This window comes from Rhodococcus sp. SG20037, assembly GCF_031763325.1.
Taxonomy (GTDB): domain Bacteria; phylum Actinomycetota; class Actinomycetes; order Mycobacteriales; family Mycobacteriaceae; genus Rhodococcus_F; species Rhodococcus_F qingshengii.
In genome coordinates this window covers 5,755,406-5,770,178 of sequence record NZ_CP134497.1, presented here as the reverse complement: position 1 = coordinate 5,770,178, position 14,773 = coordinate 5,755,406, and the positions used below count along the sequence as shown (strand labels likewise).

Sequence of the window (14,773 nt, the reverse complement as noted above, 5' to 3'; positions counted from 1 at the left end):
TTGTCGGTCAGGCCTGGCTCAGCTCCGCTTGCATGCGCGCGGAGTCCTTGCCTACAGTGCGGGTAGCCAGGTAGATGAATACCGCGGTGAGTGCCAACATGATCGGCACGAGATACATGGCCGAGTTCAACCCGTCGCCGGCGTACTGAGCCAACTTCCCGGTACCGGCATCTGCAAGTGCACGCTTGGCGAACCAGTCCGAGATCGCTCCAACGGCAACCGGTCCGGAGAATCCGCCGAGAAGGTACATGGCAGCGAAGAACAGCGCCGTCGCAGTGCCGCGGAGCCTGGGAACCACGACGTCGTGAATGGCAGGGTAGACGCTGATGTAGAAGCCGTAAGCCAGAAGCCACCCGGCCGAGAACAAGAGCGTGAACATCACGACGTTTCCGCCGTGTTGCAACAGTGCCAGCGCCGTCAAAGGTGCCGCCAATGCCGAGGTTCCGACACCGATCATCAACCGTGCGCGCGGTGAGCGTGCGCTGGCCTTGTCAGCGTAGCGAGCGCCGAGAAGCAATCCGATCAGGCCCGTGATTCCGACGATGATGCCCGTGACCGATGCCGCCGCAGTCAGCTTCAGGTGGTACTGGCGCATGAGCAGTGGGACGACAAACGAATTCACTGCGTAGGCGGCGAAGTTGAACGTCAGCCCGGCAAGGATGAGCCAACGAAGCGTGGGAATTGCGAGCAGACGACGGATCGGGCGGGTGATCGGTGCCTGTGAAACAGCGGCTGCGCGGGCCTCCGGACTTTCGGAACCACCACGAACCGGATCTGCCATGCGGTAGAGCACGACTGCCAGCAGGACACCGGGAATCGCCGCGAGGAAGAACGGTGCACGCCAGCTGTCGAATGCCTCGGCGATCTTGCCGACGGTGAAGTAGGCGAGCATGAGGCCAATTGGCAAACCGAGCATGAAGACACCAAGTGCGCGTGAGCGTCGTTCCGCCGGGTAGATATCGCCGATCATCGAGTTTGCTGCGGGTGTGAAGGTCGCTTCGCCCACACCGACGCCGAGACGCGCGAGGATGAACAGCACGTAGCTGCCGGCGGCACCGGTTGCTGCCGTCAGTCCGCTCCACACCAGGAGTCCGATCCCGATGATCTTGGGACGGTTCTTCGTGTCGGCCAACCGGCCCAGAGGCAGTCCTGCGACTGCGTAGACGAGGGTGAATGCAGAGGTGATCAATCCCAATTGCAAGTCGCTGAGCGAAAACTCGTTCTTGATCGGCTCGGCAACGACCGAGGGGATCGCCCGGTCGAAGAAGTTGAGCATGTTCGCGAGAAACAGGGCGACGAGTGTGCCGCCGAGTAGTTTGTCACGTGTTCCGACAGGGGCGCCGTCGACGGACGGCAGCGGCGGAGCGTCTCGTTGAATTGACATGATTGTTCCACCCTTTTCGCGAGTGCTGAATGAATTGTGCTGGGGGAGAAGCTCAGGACAGAGCGTCGGCGACCGTTTTGCCGATCGCCTGCATCCCGGCCGCAGTGGGATGCAGTGGAACCGCCGGCTGGGTAGGGACGATTCCCGTGTAGTAAGCAGTGGCAGGGTCCGTGCAGATGTCATGCCCGGCAGTGGTTTCGGTGATGTCGATGTACTCGACGCCGTGACGGGCCGCAGTTGCTGCCATGACCGTGTTGCCGTAGTCGATCACACTCTGGAGATAGTCGGCGTCGCGCGGCCAGAACGGCTGAGTGCCGGGGCAGCCGCCACCACGGATGTATGTTCCGTATCCGACCACGACGATGCGCGCCGACGGTGCTCGATCCTGCGCGACTTCGATCATGGAACTCCAACCTGTGGACGCATTTTCGATCATCTGTCGCTGTTGATCGACGCCACCGGAGGTGAACTTGTCACGGCAGGACGTTCCGGTGGGTTCGGGGAGTGGATTGACGCAGCTCAGAACTGTCGGGAACAACGAGATGTCGTTGGCACCGATGGTGATGGTGACGAGGTCGGTATCAGGCCCCAATGCTGTGGCCTGCGGTGATACTTGACCGGAGAACGTCGATTGTGCGGTGTCCGTGACGTTGGCGGATCGCGCCGACGAGCAGGTCATATCCGTGAGTTGAGCGCCGAGTTCTCGCGCCACCACGGACGGGTAGTTGTCGAGTGATCGTAGACAGCCCGGTGACGACGAGTCCTGCGCGGTGACCAGTGGGCCGGCCGCCGCGGAATCGCCGAGCGCGACGTACTGGATAGTGCTGACCGCTGTCTTGGCACTCGACACACCGGTCCCGAGAGCCGCGATCGAACCGGCAGCCACGACGCCTGCCAGAATGGCTGCGCTGCGCGTTTTCCACGTCACTCGAGGCTCCTATTGGTCGAAGGTGGTACTTCCAGTTACGCCGCCGATTGTGAATTCGTGAGTGGCGTGGGTTACATAGTGATAGGAAAAAGGCAGGTCGGCCTTGTGGTGGCAATTCAATTCTGTGGAGGGTTTTGTGTCAGGAAACAAAGATCTGCCGTTCGAGCCGATCCTGGTTGGTGGCAGATCTCTGGCCGACCGACTGGCGCAACGCACCCATCCACTGGTCATTGAGACAGTCGATCTGGTCCACCGCGACGTCACCTTCTACCGGTTGCTCCCTGACGAGGCATTGCGTAACGACGTCACCACCATCGTGAGGCGCAATCTGGAACTGTTCATTTCGATGCTGCGGACCGGCGCCGATCTGGCGCCCGAGCTGCTCGCCGACATCAGCGAATCGGCTCGCCAACGGGCTCAGGAATTGGTTCCGCTCGGTGAGGTGCTGCGGGCATATCACTTGGCAGCCGGGCTGTGGTGGGAGACCATCAGCGAATGGGCGGTCCCGGAAGACGGTGTCGCACTTGCCCGCACCGGACGACTCCTGAATGCATACACCGCGGCCTCCGCGTCGGCGGTTCTTGCCGGCTACGGTTCCGACCATGCCACCCAGACGGACGAGGATTCTGCGCGAAGGTCATTGTTCGTAGCACTTTCGACGGGTGTCGATGTTGATCGGGTCTCCGACGATGTGGGCATCAGGTTGGCGCGCCTGTACTGGGTGGTGGCGCTGCACGTCGAACGGAATGACGACGAGTCCTCGACCGAGGTGGACACTGCCGTCGCCGAGCGGAGAAAGGTGCGCCACCTGCAACGAGAGCTTGATCAGGTGGGGCGTGACAAAGCGCTCGGGGTGCTCGGGAGCAGTGGCGGAGCCGTACTGATTCCTATTGTGGAATCGGAACCCGCTGAGGGGAACTGGGCGTCGAGTCCGCAGTATCTTTCATTGTGTCGACGATTGGGTGATCTCGAGAAGGTCATCGGTGCATCGACGGTTGCCGCCGTACATGTCGCGGCACCGCCGGCAATTCCCGCAGCGGTGTCGCAGGCGCGCGAGGTGCTGAACGTTGCCCGAAAGTACGGCCGTACAAGTGGGGTCGTGCGTCTCGAGGATCTTGCAGTCGAGTATCAACTGACCCGCCCGAGCGCTGCGCTGCCGATCCTCGCAGATGTGTTGTCGCGGTTGGAGTCCGATCCTGCCGTGCTCGAGACGCTCGAATCTTTCATCGACTCCGGATTCGATCGAGCTACCACCGCTCGGCAGTTGCACGTACACCCGAACACGGTCGTGTACCGCCTGCGTAAAGCGAGTTCCCTGACGGGACTTGACCTGTCGTCACCGAAAGATCTTGTACAGGTCACCATGGCGCTGGGAGCGCGTCGCGCGCTCGGAATGGAGGCTGACTCTTCCCAAACGTGATGCGTCTGTGGTTCTCTGTGAACGTGTCCGATTCTCGGATTGGCAATGTGGTCGGGAGACATGGCCAGACTGGGTCAGCTGATGGTGCAACGAGGCGCGTGGCGTGATCAGACGTTGATCGACTCCGCCTACCTCGACGAGTTGTCCGCGCCCTCTCCGTCCAATGGGGGGTACGGCTTCTTGACCTGAGTGAACGCGGGCGAGGACTTCTACTCCGTGAATGCGCCGGTGAGCAAGTATGTTTCGCATCCGGTGTGGCAGAACGCGCCTCGGGATCTCTATCTCCAGGAGTTCTTGCGGCTTGTCGTCGCTTCGATCGTGGACGTTCCACCGCCGCCGTACGTCGGGCCTCCCGTGCATGGGTCGGGTGGTCCGCTCATCGACGATCCGTCACAGCTCGTCGGCTTCGCGAACCCCGAATTGATCTTCGACACGATGGTCGGGACGGGGCGAGCAGGAACACCCGGATGCAACATCGTGATCTGCAACAACGAATTGTTGCCGTTCAGTGTGGCCGACCTGCTCGGGGATGCTGCAGCTCAGATCGGTAACGCGGCAGGCGCGTCGATTCGAGATGCTGGTAGATGACGGTTTCGAACCCGAATTGTTGCCCAATATTTATGTTTAATCTGTGTGACGGTCAGTGAACAGTAAATTTGAGTCAAATGATGCAATCGCGACGAAATGTTCGTTACCGTGGGCTGGACAATCGACAATCTGGGGGTTCGGCTACATGGCAAATGTTCGTAGGTCTCTGACGAAGGGATTGATTGCTGCTTCGGTAATCGCCGCAGCCGGAGTGGGATTGACGCCGGCGACAGCGAGTGCCGACATCACTCCGACGACGGTCGTCAACGGCATCCTGTCGACGGTGGGCGGCTGCCAAACACCGGTGCGGTCTCTCATTCTCGCGTGCACGAGTGCTGAGACGCTGACACGCCAGTCGCCCGTGCTGCTCGACCTCAACCCCGTGGGCACGAACATCGTCGTCTTGGGTGCCGGCCTCTTCGACGACGGCACGATGCGTCCGATGTTGGTCGACCGGCTTCAGGCGGCGCTCCAGCTGGCCCGTCAGTACCCGCAGTCTCCGATCATCACAAGCGGTGGGGCTCCGAAGGCCGGAGTAACGGAAGCCAGGGCGATGCGCGAATGGCTCGTTGCCAACGGCGTCAACCCGGGCCGGATCACCGAAGAGGGAACTTCGTGGTCGACGGTCGAGAATGCGATCAACTCTGCGCGGATTCTCGCCGATCGAGGCGCGACCGGCGTGGTTGTGGTCTCGAGCGCCAATCACGTGGAGCGCGCGATGGTGGACTTCCGCGTTGCAGTTCTCGGCCGGATCCCGGTCGCAGGCGTAATCGCTGCGACCTGACGTCAGTGATTGTGGGAGTTGGACTTTCGCCAGTTCAACGGCGAGGCGTCGAATCGTCGACGGAAGGCGCGGCTGAACGCGGCATCGGATTCGTAGCCGACAGTTATCGCAATGGTTCCGACCGGCTCGGTGGTTTGCACGAGTAGTTCGGCGGCACGGTCGAGTCGGCGCTCGGTGATGTAAGCGCCGGGCGTCTGGCCGACCAGTCGCGAGAAGCGCTCCGCAAAAGACGATCTCGACAGGGTGGACAGCGTCGCCAGTTCGTCGATGGTCCAGTTGCGTGACGGGTCGTTGTGGACGGCCTCGAGGGCCTGCCCGATTCGTGGATCCATTGCTGCGGTCAACCATCCGCCGTTCGATCCGTCCGCTCGAGCCCACGCTCTGAGGATCTGGACGAAGAGAAGGTCGAGAATCCGGGAAACCATCACGGAGGAACCAGGTTTCGGATCGTCCACCTCGGCGCCCAACAGTCGGCTGCTCACCTCGAGCCACTCGACCGGGGTCCCTTGTGTCGCGCGCAGTTCGACGAAGTCCGGCAGAACGGACAGCAGTCGCTGCGCTGCGACGTCGTCGAGTGTGAAAGTACCGAAAAGCCAACATGTTTCGTTTTTCGGGTGCATCGGCATCGCATTCTCGATCGTATGAGCATGCCCATGGGGTAACAGTACGAGTTCCCCGGGGCCGAGTTCGATCGGGGCTTTGCCCTGCGTTCTGATCACGATGTCACCGTGCTCGGCAATGTGAAGTGCTCGCACCCCAGCGGGTACCTCCACGGTGAAGTTCTCGCCGTGGACGCAGCGATGAATCTGATCACCGCGAAGGTGGACGACTTCGAGAACGTGCGAGAGGGTGTCCCGGGTTCGAGTCTCGTCGGTGGTGGGTACGTACCGCTGTGATGATGTTGTCCTCATGGATCGATCACTCCGATGTCTCGAGCATTCGGCGTTTCTGCACAAAAACTTGGCAATCTGGTCATGGTTATTGATCCAGGATCCCCTTAACCTGGGTAACAGGCAAGGCCTGGGTTTCGAAGGCTTGCCGATCGTCGGAGTATTCGTCGCACTGCGTATCTGGAGGAGTTGGTCATGACAGAGAAGGTAAACATCGTTCTGGTACATGGAGCCTGGGGAGACGGTTCTCATTGGCGTCACGTCATACCCACCCTGCACAACGCCGGGCATCGAGTGGTTGCGGTCCAGAATCCACTTACTTCGCTCGCCGACGACGTGGACCGGACCAGGAAGTTGGCCGAATCGATGGACGGCCCGACCCTGCTGGTCGGACACTCGTACGGCGGCGCGGTGATCACAGGCGCGGGTCATGCGGAAAACGTTGTGGGACTGGTATATATCGCTGCCTTTGCGCCGGACGAGGGTGACAGCCTGGGAAGTATCTTCGCCCGCACGGATCAGCCGGCGGGCGCGGCGAACATCGCGCCGGACGCCGAGGGCTTCTTGTGGATCGCCCCGGACAAGTTTCAGGAGAGTTTCAGTCAGGATCTCGACGACACCGAAGCATTGGTCATGGCGCTGACGCAGAAACCCATTGCGGGTCAGTGCTTCTCGGACCCGTCAGGGCCGCCGGCATGGCGTGGGAAGCCCAGTTGGTATCAGGTTTCAGGGCAGGACCGAATGATTCCGCCGGAAACCGAGCGATGGATGGCAGAGCGTATCGGTGCCCGCGAGATCGAGGAACTCGACGCAGGCCATGCATCCTTGGCGTCCCACCCGCACGAGGTCACCCAGTTGATCCTGCGTGCTGCTGCAGAATTGTCGTGACGGCGTAAATCGTCCGGCTGTTCGAGTGGGCTGCCCATCACGACTAATTTGTCGTCAGTCCTCGGAACTGCCCAGTCGGTGAAGCAGCGCTGTCAGCGTGGTGATGTCGTCCGTATCCCATTTCTCGAGTCGGGCGCGCCAGCGATCTATCTGGTGATTGCGGATGGTCGTGAGCTTCGTTCGCGCCTCAGGGGTCAGAGCTACCAACTTGGCGCGAGCGTCGTCGGGATCGGGGATTCGTTCCACCAGGCCGAGTCGAGCTGCGGCGTCGATTTGCCTGGTCAAGGTGGACTTCTCGATATCGAGGGTGCAGATCAGGTCGGACATCCGCACCGCATCCGAACGGTTCAGGATGACCAGAACCGGGTAGAGCGCCGGATCGAGTTTGGGATGAATTGCGCGCGCATAGGTGCGCGCCTGGGCGCGTCCTCGTTGCCACATGTCGGCAAGTTCCATCTCCAGGCCCGTGATCGGATCTGAAACCACTGTCGTTTCCCCTTTGGTGCGATTCGTTCGGTGTTCATCAAACCAGAAGGAGGGCCGAAGTGATTTGGGTGAAGTCACGCTGAGCGAAAGGTACGTTCGGCGTACTGAAGGCGCCGGGCGTACCTTTCACTCGCAAGGTGGGTGGGTCAAGCCACCGCATACGCCCGCACACACGTGTTCAGGTCGCGGGTGAGATCGGCCGCGGTACTGGTCGGAGAACCGAATTTCACGACGGACCCGTCGCTCCCGTGGAACAACAGCGTCGGAAACGAAGTGGCGCCGAGCCTGCGTGCTCGGACGAAATCAGCGCGGGCGGCATCCTTCGAGGCGGCGGTGAACAGGGAAGACACCGCGGCAGATGGGTCGAGTTGGAGGGATTCCGCGATGGATCGGTACGTCTCGGGATCGGAAAGGCTGCGACCGTCTCGGTAGAACGTGATCTGCATGGCCTCCGCGATGTCGAGGGCGCGTGTCGGATCTTGCGCGCGCAGTGCGGCGAGTCCGATCGCTGCATCCGTCGAATCCATGACGAACCGCCCATCAGTCACCAGTTGTGAATATCCGTCACCGAAGACAGCGCCGGTCTGGGCGGCGATGGTGGCGTTGGCTGATTTCAGGTACGGAGCCGAAGACATGGGCGCGACGCGCTCACCGGTGAACAGTCCGCCGCTGACCACGGACAAGTCGATGGAATCGGCATTTTGACGGACGAACTCCGTCAACGCAGGGCCGAAGCCGAAACACCACCCGCAATAGGCGTCGAAGACGTAGGTGAGTTGCGTCGTGCCTGCTGTTTCCGAGCGTGATGTCTGCACTGGAAGATTCCTATCCGAGCGTGAACTGATTGATACCCTGACGGTATGTCGCATTCGGGTATTCGGTCACGGTGAAGATGAGTCCCGAACTAGTGAAAAACAGACACGTACCCGTCCGGGACGTCGGGTACGCATCTTCGGTGGCTGACGCGACCGAGATCGAAGTACTCAGCCTGGACACCATTCGCATCAACGGGGGAAGCGCAGAGTTCGTCGGCCCCCAACGTCCGCAATTTCACTTGCTCGCGTTGGTGACCGAGGGTTCGGCGCTACACACCATCGACTTCGTGAACTACGCGGTGAGCCCGGGGACCGTGTTCTGGGTCAGACCGGGGCAGGTGCAACAGTGGGGGCGAATCCAGGATTTCGAGGCGACGGTTGTTCTGTTCACGCCCTCGTCGCTCGATGCCGTCAGTCAGCAGTTGTTGGACGGGAACGCTCGCAGTCGGCAGGCAGCGTGGCAGTTGTCCGGCGAGAACCTCGAGACCATCAGCACGGGTATGAAACACCTGAACCTGAACTACGGCTGCCCGGATACTTCCGCGCCGGTCGTTCGCGCGGCCATTCTGCGGCACACGCTGACAGCAATTCTGTTGAAACTGACCCATCTCGGTGGACAGGAACAGAGTTCCGTGCTGGCGCACAATGACGTGTTCGAAAGGTTTCATGCCGTTGTCGAACGTGACTTCGCCACGGTCCGTTCGGTTTCGGAGTACGCCAACAAGATCGGGTACTCCGAGAAGACTGTGCTGCGGGCCACCCGAGCCGCTGCCGGGATGACGGCAAAGCAGTACATCGATCAGCGTGTGGTTCTCGAAGCGAAACGTCTGCTGTCTTTCGGCACGGACACGGTCACCCAGGTGGCGTCGAAGTTGGGGTTCGACGATTCTGCGAACTTCACGAAGTTCTTCGCCACCCGGGTGGGTGTTTCTCCGCTGACCTTTCGTCAGGACGTCAGAGCGCGCTGAATGCCGCCCATCGCGCGTCGGCGCTGTCGAGGGTTCCAATACTGTTCTGCCCCTTGCCATGTGCGATGCCGTCCAGATCCTGGATGATCCAGTAGATGGCAAAAGGATGGCTGCCGAACCAGAGATCACCGCTGACGTCCAGAGCGTGCGCCGGATCGGGTGTCAGGTTGTCGAACAGTGGAGTGTTTCGCACGATGGATGCGTCGTACTGCTGCCCGGAAAGTACGGCGACGGTCTGCGCCGCATGCTCGGGTAGGAGTTCCGGCGAGACGGGGGAAATCGTGCCGGTGTCTTGATTGTTGGTCGCGTTGATTTCCGATGCCGGCCTGGTGAATCCGGCCTCGGTGACCAGTGTGGAGATGGGAGTGGTCGGTGGCACGGTGAACAGGTTTCCGCTGTAGCCGAGAAGGATCGCAAGGCTCTGGCCGGCAGCCGCGGACTTGACGCCTTCGAGGCCGGATTCCAGCTTTCCGATCATGGCGGTAGCTTCGCTGCCTCGATCGAGCTGTGCCCCAGCTTGTTCGAGCACATCACGCCACGGCGCCGAGTACGGGAGGACCAAGGTTGGCGCCACGGAATTGATCTGCGCGAACAGGCTCGGTAGTGGACCGGCATTGCTCATCAAGATCTCGTCGGGTTCGACGGACGCGATCTCCTCGACGGCGGGGTTGGCGAAGAAAGTCGGCTTGTCGAGAACTTCGACGCCCTGCTCGCGCAGAATCGACTTGGCGACGTCCGATCGCAGGGTGCTGTAGACGACGGTGGGCTTCACGCCGAGTGCGAGTGCACTCAACCCCGCGTACTCGTCGAGCGCGAGAATGCGCTGCGGTGAGGCCGGAACTTCGACGGTGCCGAGTTCGTGGGTGACGGAGCGAGTTGCAGAGGCGGTGTCGGACTCGGCGGAGCTGCTGCACGCGCTTGCGCCGGCGACGGTCAGGAGAAGCGCCGAGACGATGCCGAATGCGGTTCGGGTGGTGAACATCTGAGGTCAACGATCCATTCGTGGGAAGAAGAAGGACAGGAGGGTACCGGCCAGCAGTAGGCCGGAGCAGACGAAGAGGGCTTGGGAGTATCCGGAAACCAGTGCTTCGGTCGGCGCGCTGTCCGAACGTGCCGTCGAGGAAGCGGCGACGCTCACGAGAACGGCTAGTCCGAGTGAACCGCCGATCTGACGCGATGTACTCAGTAGCCCGGATGCCATGCCGACTTCTTCGGGGGGAGCGTCGGCGGTGGCGACGTTACTGAGCGGCATGAACGACAGACCGATGCCGATGCTCGCCAGAAGCGAAGGCACCAGGATGACGGCCCAGAAGGGACTGTCGAGGTTCATGGTCGAAAACATGAAAGTTCCGAATGCGGCGACTGCTGTTCCGACTACGAGCAACGGTCGAACTCCGTAGCGCGGAAGGAGTTTGGTGGATGCGAGGATGCCGATCACCAGGCCGAAGCAGAAGGGCAGGAAAGCCAGACCGGTGATGGTCGGTGAATAGCCCAGCCCGCGTTGCAGGAAGAGTGAGACGAAGAAGAACGCGCTGAACTGTGCCGCGCACACCAGGCACATGATGGCGTTGGCCAGTCCGATTCGGGGTCGAAGCAGGGTGGACAGTCTTACCAGTGGTGTGGCGCAGCGGCTTTCGACCACAACGAACGCAGTGAGCAGCGCGATCGTGAGCGCGAATCCACCCAGCACGTAACCCGAAGTCCAGGAATGTGATTCCGTGGCGATCACTGTGCCGACAAGGGCGGTGATTCCGGCCGTCGCCAAGATGGCTCCGGGGAGATCGAGAGAGCCGCCTCTGGCGGCTTGGCCGGCCGGCAGGCCGCGGGCACCGGCAACTGCGGCGATCAGGGCCACTGGTGCGCCGGCGAACATCACCCATCGCCAACTGAGCCCTTCGGTCAAAATGCCGCTCAGGACGACACCGAGTGCGCCGCCCAGTGCTGACGACATTGCGCCGATGCCGAATGCCTTGGCCCTGGCGCGTCCGGTGGGAAAGGCCTGACTGAGGGCGGCGAGCCCGGCCGGCGCGATCAGTGCAGCGCCGACGCCTTGAAGCGCCCGAGCTCCGACAAGCATTTCGGCGGACACGGAGAAGGTGCCGACGATGCTGACGAGGGCGAACAGCAGAAGCCCGGAAACCAGAACTCGACGAGTGCCCATCACGTCGCACAGACGACCGCCGAGAAGCAGCAGTCCGCCGAAGGCGAGGGCGTACGCGTTGACGACCCAGGACAACCCGGCGTCGGAAAAGTTCAGCGATTCCTGGATGTCGGGCAGCGCGACGTTGATGACCGACATGTCGAAGGCCACCAGGAACTGCGCTGCCGCGGCGGCTGTGAGGACCAGAGCCGGTGCGGCTACCGCTCGAGTTGTTGTTGTCATTGCAGGTACCTAATTTGTATACGCGTTCTCATAAGTAGTTAGGTTTACCTTGCTGGCGACTGAGATGCAAGGGGTTCCCCGGGCGAGAGCGTCGTAGCAGGGGCGCGCACAATCGACGGATGGCCGAAAAGATGGAACCGAGATCACCGCGGCTCGGACGTCCCCCGACGATCACGTCGGAGCAGATAGTCGACGAGGCGAAACGGCAGCTTCAGACCGGCGGCGCCGACGCGTTGAGCATGCGCGCGTTGGCGAAGTCGCTCGGCACCACGCCGATGGCGCTGTACCGGCACGTGGGCGACAAGGAACAGCTGATCAGCGCGGTGCTCGATGTGTACTCACAAGATCTCGGCGCGCTGGTCCTGCCGCAGGATCAGGTCGAACGGCTTCGCACGATCTTCACCGCGATCTTCGAAAAGCTGGCGTCGGAGCGCTGGATCATCGAGTTGCTTCAGCGCGGTGGCCGTGGTGGGAGCGGCGCTGTGGTCTTGGTCGATCGGGCGATGGCCGCGTGTGTCGAACTCGGTATGTCACCTCGTCGCGCACTGTTGGTCTATCGAGCGCTGTGGAACTACACACTCGGCGCATTGCTCAACATCTACGACACCACTACGCGACCGGAAGGCAGCGTGTCACCTCTCGCGGTCAAGATCCGAGAAATCGGGCCCGAGAAACTGCCGGTGCTCAGTGAGGTGCTCGAGGACTGGCCGGGAGGGACGACGACTGAGAGCTACTTGGAAGGACTGGAAGTCTTGATCAGCGGATATATGAACTCCGACTGAGTGTGTTCACAGCAGTCCGTGCCGCGGTGGGATTGTCCCGGACAGTGTCCACCGGCCGATGTGCTGGACCTTCCACCTCGTCGGATCGTGCAGGGTGTGCGTGCGCGCGTCACGCCAGAATCGGGAGAGGTTCGCCGATTCGCCCGCGCTTCTGGTGCCACCGATCTCGAACAAAGTGCTCGTGGCCGCCAATGACGCCCTGGCGCCGACCACTTTGGCAGTTGCAGCGTCGATGGATGCTCGGGCCGTGGAGTCCTCGGTGGGATCACGACGCGCCACGTCGATCGATCGCGCTGCTTCCGCCAAGAGGGATCTGGCAGCGCGAACCTCGATTGCCGCTTCGCCGGCGAGTTGAACGAGCAGTGGATCCTCCACCGCTGTATCGACTTTCGCCTCGAAGAAGGGACGCGCCTTTGCCGCGAGTTTCACGGATTCACGCAGTGCAGCCGACGCGATGCCGGTGTCGATCGCGGCGTGCAGGATCTGGGCCTGTGCTCCGTAGGTGGTCGGGTGAGTGAAGAGCGACGTGAAGGGTACGACATTGAACCGCGGCACCGAAACGGATTCCAGGGTCACGGTTCCGCTTGCAGTTGTCTTCTGTCCCATGCCGTCCCAGTCGTCGACGATCGACAGTCCGGGAGTATTCCGGGGTAGGTAGACCGCGGATTTCACCTGTGCGCCGGTCTCGGTGAATTGATCCGCATTGGCGGCACGCACCACGATCCAATCTGCGAAAAGTGCTCCTGTGCAATAGAATTTTCGACCTTCGAGCACAAAGTCTTCCCCGTCGGGGGTGAGAGTGGTGCCGTCGATGTCGATGGTCTTGTTGCCGCGCTCGCTCTGGGCGTTGGCGAACTGCTTGCCCGACAATGCTTCGGCGTAGAAGAACTGCTTCTGCTCGTTAGACCCCTGGTACCGGAGCGCTTCCAGGAAAGTGAAGTGGCTGTGCGGAATCTGCGCGATGCTGGGATCGCCCTCGGCGAGTAGGCGGAAGACCTCGGCCAACGTCTCGGTGCTTGCGTCGATGCCACCGAACTCCTTCGGCACCGAGAGTCCGAGCAAGCCGGACCGCGCCAGGGTGCGAACCTCGTCGTGGGGAAGGAGGCGCTGCGCATCGCGGACTCCGGCACCTGCCGCGAACTCGTCGGACAGCTGTGACGCCACCGAGAGCGCCTCGTCCTCGCTGGTGATGCGGTGCGCGATCTCCTGAATGTCCACAGCAGTCATGCTGCCACCGTTTCACAGTCGCAGCACCCACCCAACACTTACAACCTGTGTGATCGCTACCCTGGAAACCACTGGGAACTGCATGTTTGCTGGGTTTCATGTCTACTGAACGTATCGCCGACGAGATCAAGTTCGCCTACTGGGTGCCCAATGTCAGTGGTGGTCTGGTCACCTCCGACATCGAGCAGCGGACCAGCTGGGACTACGAGTACAACAAGAAGCTGGCACAGACCGCCGAGAACAACGGCTTCGAGTACGCCCTGAGCCAGGTACGTTACGAGGCGAGCTATGGGGCCGAATTCCAGCACGAATCCACGAGCTTCAGCCTTGCGCTTCTTCTGGCCACTGAGAAGCTCAAGGTGATCGCCGCGGTGCATCCGGGACTCTGGCAGCCGGCCGTGTTGGCGAAACTGGGCGCTACCGCCGATCACTTGTCGAACGGTCGTTTTGCCGTCAACGTCGTCAGTGGTTGGTTCAAGGACGAGTTCACACATCTAGGCGAGCCGTGGCTCGAGCACGACGAGCGTTATCGGCGTAGCGCCGAGTTCCTTCAGGTTCTTCGGAAGATCTGGACGGAGGACGACGTCGATTTCCGCGGCGACTTCTACCGCATCCACGACTTCACGTTGAAGCCGAAGCCTCTCAACACTCCGGAGCGCCCCAATCCCGAACTGTTCCAAGGTGGTAACTCGGCGGCAGCCCGTGAGAACGCGGGCCGGTATTCGGATTGGTACTTCAGTAACGGCAAGGACTACGACGGCGTCACCGAACAGTTGGTCGACGTTCGCCGTGTTGCTCGTGAGAACGATCGGGAGGTCAAGTTCGGGCTCAACGGATTCATCATCGCCCGCGACACCGAGGCGGAAGCAAAGGACACACTGCGCGAGATCATCGCCAAGGCCAACCGCCCTGCGGTCGAGGGATTCAAGAATGCAGTCCAACAGGCCGGCGCATCGACCGCGTCCAAGGACGGGATGTGGGCGGATTCGACGTTCGAGGACTTGGTTCAGTACAACGACGGTTTCCGCTCACAACTGATCGGCACGCCGGAACAAATCGCGCATCGGATCGTCGAATATCGCCGTCGCGGTGTCGATCTGATTCTCGGCGGATTCCTGCATTTCCAGGAGGAGATCGAATACTTCGGGGCCAAGGTGCTTCCGCTGGTTCGTGAACTCGAAGCAGCCGACAGCGACGAGCAGGTGCTCGTCACCGCCGGCTGATCGCCTG

Annotated in this window: 17 protein-coding genes; 9 read left to right on the top strand and 8 right to left on the bottom strand. The window is 61.5% G+C overall.

What is annotated here, in order from left to right:
• Window positions 1–7: 7 nt before the first annotated feature.
• The gene (locus RHP72_RS26690) at window positions 8–1,384 is read right to left on the bottom strand and encodes an MFS transporter (RefSeq protein ID WP_003942962.1); all 1,377 of its coding nucleotides are present in this window, start codon (window positions 1,382–1,384) and stop codon (window positions 8–10) included.
• Window positions 1,385–1,436: 52 nt separating this feature from the next.
• Window positions 1,437–2,312, bottom strand: coding sequence for an SGNH/GDSL hydrolase family protein (locus RHP72_RS26685; RefSeq protein ID WP_311094025.1), 876 nt, complete (start codon window positions 2,310–2,312; stop codon window positions 1,437–1,439).
• A 136-nt stretch (window positions 2,313–2,448) separates the two neighbouring features.
• Between RHP72_RS26685 and RHP72_RS26680 the strand changes: the two genes are divergently transcribed.
• The 4 genes from RHP72_RS26680 to RHP72_RS26665 are packed head-to-tail and all read left to right on the top strand — an operon-like array spanning window position 2,449 to window position 5,104.
• Complete coding sequence (locus RHP72_RS26680) at window positions 2,449–3,732, top strand: CdaR family transcriptional regulator (RefSeq protein WP_003943177.1); 1,284 nt, start codon at window positions 2,449–2,451, stop codon at window positions 3,730–3,732.
• Between the two features lie 60 nt (window positions 3,733–3,792).
• On the top strand, window positions 3,793–3,921 hold the full coding sequence (locus RHP72_RS26675) for a hypothetical protein (protein WP_311094024.1): 129 nt from the start codon (window positions 3,793–3,795) through the stop codon (window positions 3,919–3,921).
• A 39-nt stretch (window positions 3,922–3,960) separates the two neighbouring features.
• Window positions 3,961–4,320, top strand: a complete 360-nt coding sequence (locus RHP72_RS26670) for a hypothetical protein (RefSeq protein WP_311094023.1) — start codon at window positions 3,961–3,963, stop codon at window positions 4,318–4,320.
• Window positions 4,321–4,375: 55 nt separating this feature from the next.
• Complete coding sequence (locus RHP72_RS26665) at window positions 4,376–5,104, top strand: YdcF family protein (RefSeq protein WP_054781017.1); 729 nt, start codon at window positions 4,376–4,378, stop codon at window positions 5,102–5,104.
• Between the two features lie 2 nt (window positions 5,105–5,106).
• On the opposite strand, the gene RHP72_RS26660 is transcribed toward RHP72_RS26665, so the two are convergent.
• The gene (locus tag RHP72_RS26660) at window positions 5,107–5,910 is read right to left on the bottom strand and encodes an AraC family transcriptional regulator (RefSeq protein WP_311094905.1); all 804 of its coding nucleotides are present in this window, start codon (window positions 5,908–5,910) and stop codon (window positions 5,107–5,109) included.
• Between RHP72_RS26660 and RHP72_RS26655 the strand changes: the two genes are divergently transcribed.
• Window positions 5,833–6,000, top strand: a complete 168-nt coding sequence (locus tag RHP72_RS26655; RefSeq protein ID WP_225320434.1) for a hypothetical protein — start codon at window positions 5,833–5,835, stop codon at window positions 5,998–6,000. The genes RHP72_RS26660 and RHP72_RS26655 overlap by 78 nt on opposite strands.
• A 189-nt stretch (window positions 6,001–6,189) precedes the next feature.
• Window positions 6,190–6,882: an alpha/beta hydrolase gene (locus RHP72_RS26650; RefSeq protein ID WP_007730784.1), complete on the top strand. Its 693-nt coding sequence runs from the start codon at window positions 6,190–6,192 to the stop codon at window positions 6,880–6,882.
• A gap of 54 nt (window positions 6,883–6,936) precedes the next feature.
• On the opposite strand, the gene RHP72_RS26645 is transcribed toward RHP72_RS26650, so the two are convergent.
• Window positions 6,937–7,368 (bottom strand): MarR family winged helix-turn-helix transcriptional regulator, encoded by a 432-nt coding sequence (locus RHP72_RS26645; RefSeq protein WP_234552629.1) that lies wholly within the window; start codon window positions 7,366–7,368, stop codon window positions 6,937–6,939.
• Window positions 7,369–7,514: 146 nt separating this feature from the next.
• Window positions 7,515–8,183: a DsbA family protein gene (locus RHP72_RS26640; protein ID WP_311094022.1), complete on the bottom strand. Its 669-nt coding sequence runs from the start codon at window positions 8,181–8,183 to the stop codon at window positions 7,515–7,517.
• 140 nt (window positions 8,184–8,323) lie between these two features.
• On the opposite strand from RHP72_RS26640, the gene RHP72_RS26635 reads away from it, so the two are divergent.
• Entirely contained in the window at window positions 8,324–9,151 is an 828-nt protein-coding gene (locus tag RHP72_RS26635) for an AraC family transcriptional regulator (RefSeq protein ID WP_030536057.1), read from the top strand.
• Here RHP72_RS26635 and RHP72_RS26630 read toward each other — a convergent pair.
• On the bottom strand, window positions 9,138–10,133 hold the full coding sequence (locus tag RHP72_RS26630; protein ID WP_311094021.1) for an ABC transporter substrate-binding protein: 996 nt from the start codon (window positions 10,131–10,133) through the stop codon (window positions 9,138–9,140). The genes RHP72_RS26635 and RHP72_RS26630 overlap by 14 nt on opposite strands.
• A 6-nt stretch (window positions 10,134–10,139) precedes the next feature.
• Entirely contained in the window at window positions 10,140–11,534 is a 1,395-nt protein-coding gene (locus tag RHP72_RS26625) for an MFS transporter (RefSeq protein ID WP_311094020.1), read from the bottom strand.
• 119 nt (window positions 11,535–11,653) lie between these two features.
• On the opposite strand from RHP72_RS26625, the gene RHP72_RS26620 reads away from it, so the two are divergent.
• Window positions 11,654–12,316: a TetR/AcrR family transcriptional regulator gene (locus RHP72_RS26620; RefSeq protein WP_003943078.1), complete on the top strand. Its 663-nt coding sequence runs from the start codon at window positions 11,654–11,656 to the stop codon at window positions 12,314–12,316.
• Between the two features lie 6 nt (window positions 12,317–12,322).
• On the opposite strand, the gene RHP72_RS26615 is transcribed toward RHP72_RS26620, so the two are convergent.
• On the bottom strand, window positions 12,323–13,543 hold the full coding sequence (locus RHP72_RS26615; RefSeq protein WP_058038329.1) for an SfnB family sulfur acquisition oxidoreductase: 1,221 nt from the start codon (window positions 13,541–13,543) through the stop codon (window positions 12,323–12,325).
• Between the two features lie 98 nt (window positions 13,544–13,641).
• On the opposite strand from RHP72_RS26615, the gene sfnG reads away from it, so the two are divergent.
• Window positions 13,642–14,766: a dimethylsulfone monooxygenase SfnG gene (sfnG, locus tag RHP72_RS26610; protein ID WP_007730790.1), complete on the top strand. Its 1,125-nt coding sequence runs from the start codon at window positions 13,642–13,644 to the stop codon at window positions 14,764–14,766.
• Window positions 14,767–14,773: the final 7 nt, after the last annotated feature.

What these genes read in the sequence shown, in the direction of transcription:
- RHP72_RS26690 (WP_003942962.1), bottom strand. Translation starts at nt 1,384, where the DNA reads ATGTCAATTCAACGAGACGCTCCGCCGCTGCCGTCCGTCGACGGCGCC.
- RHP72_RS26675 (WP_311094024.1), top strand. Translation starts at nt 3,793, where the DNA reads ATGGCCAGACTGGGTCAGCTGATGGTGCAACGAGGCGCGTGGCGTGAT.
- RHP72_RS26650 (WP_007730784.1), top strand. Translation starts at nt 6,190, where the DNA reads ATGACAGAGAAGGTAAACATCGTTCTGGTACATGGAGCCTGGGGAGAC.
- RHP72_RS26630 (WP_311094021.1), bottom strand. Translation starts at nt 10,133, where the DNA reads ATGTTCACCACCCGAACCGCATTCGGCATCGTCTCGGCGCTTCTCCTG.
- RHP72_RS26625 (WP_311094020.1), bottom strand. Translation starts at nt 11,534, where the DNA reads ATGACAACAACAACTCGAGCGGTAGCCGCACCGGCTCTGGTCCTCACA.
- RHP72_RS26620 (WP_003943078.1), top strand. Translation starts at nt 11,654, where the DNA reads ATGGCCGAAAAGATGGAACCGAGATCACCGCGGCTCGGACGTCCCCCG.
- RHP72_RS26615 (WP_058038329.1), bottom strand. Translation starts at nt 13,543, where the DNA reads ATGACTGCTGTGGACATTCAGGAGATCGCGCACCGCATCACCAGCGAG.
- sfnG (WP_007730790.1), top strand. Translation starts at nt 13,642, where the DNA reads ATGTCTACTGAACGTATCGCCGACGAGATCAAGTTCGCCTACTGGGTG.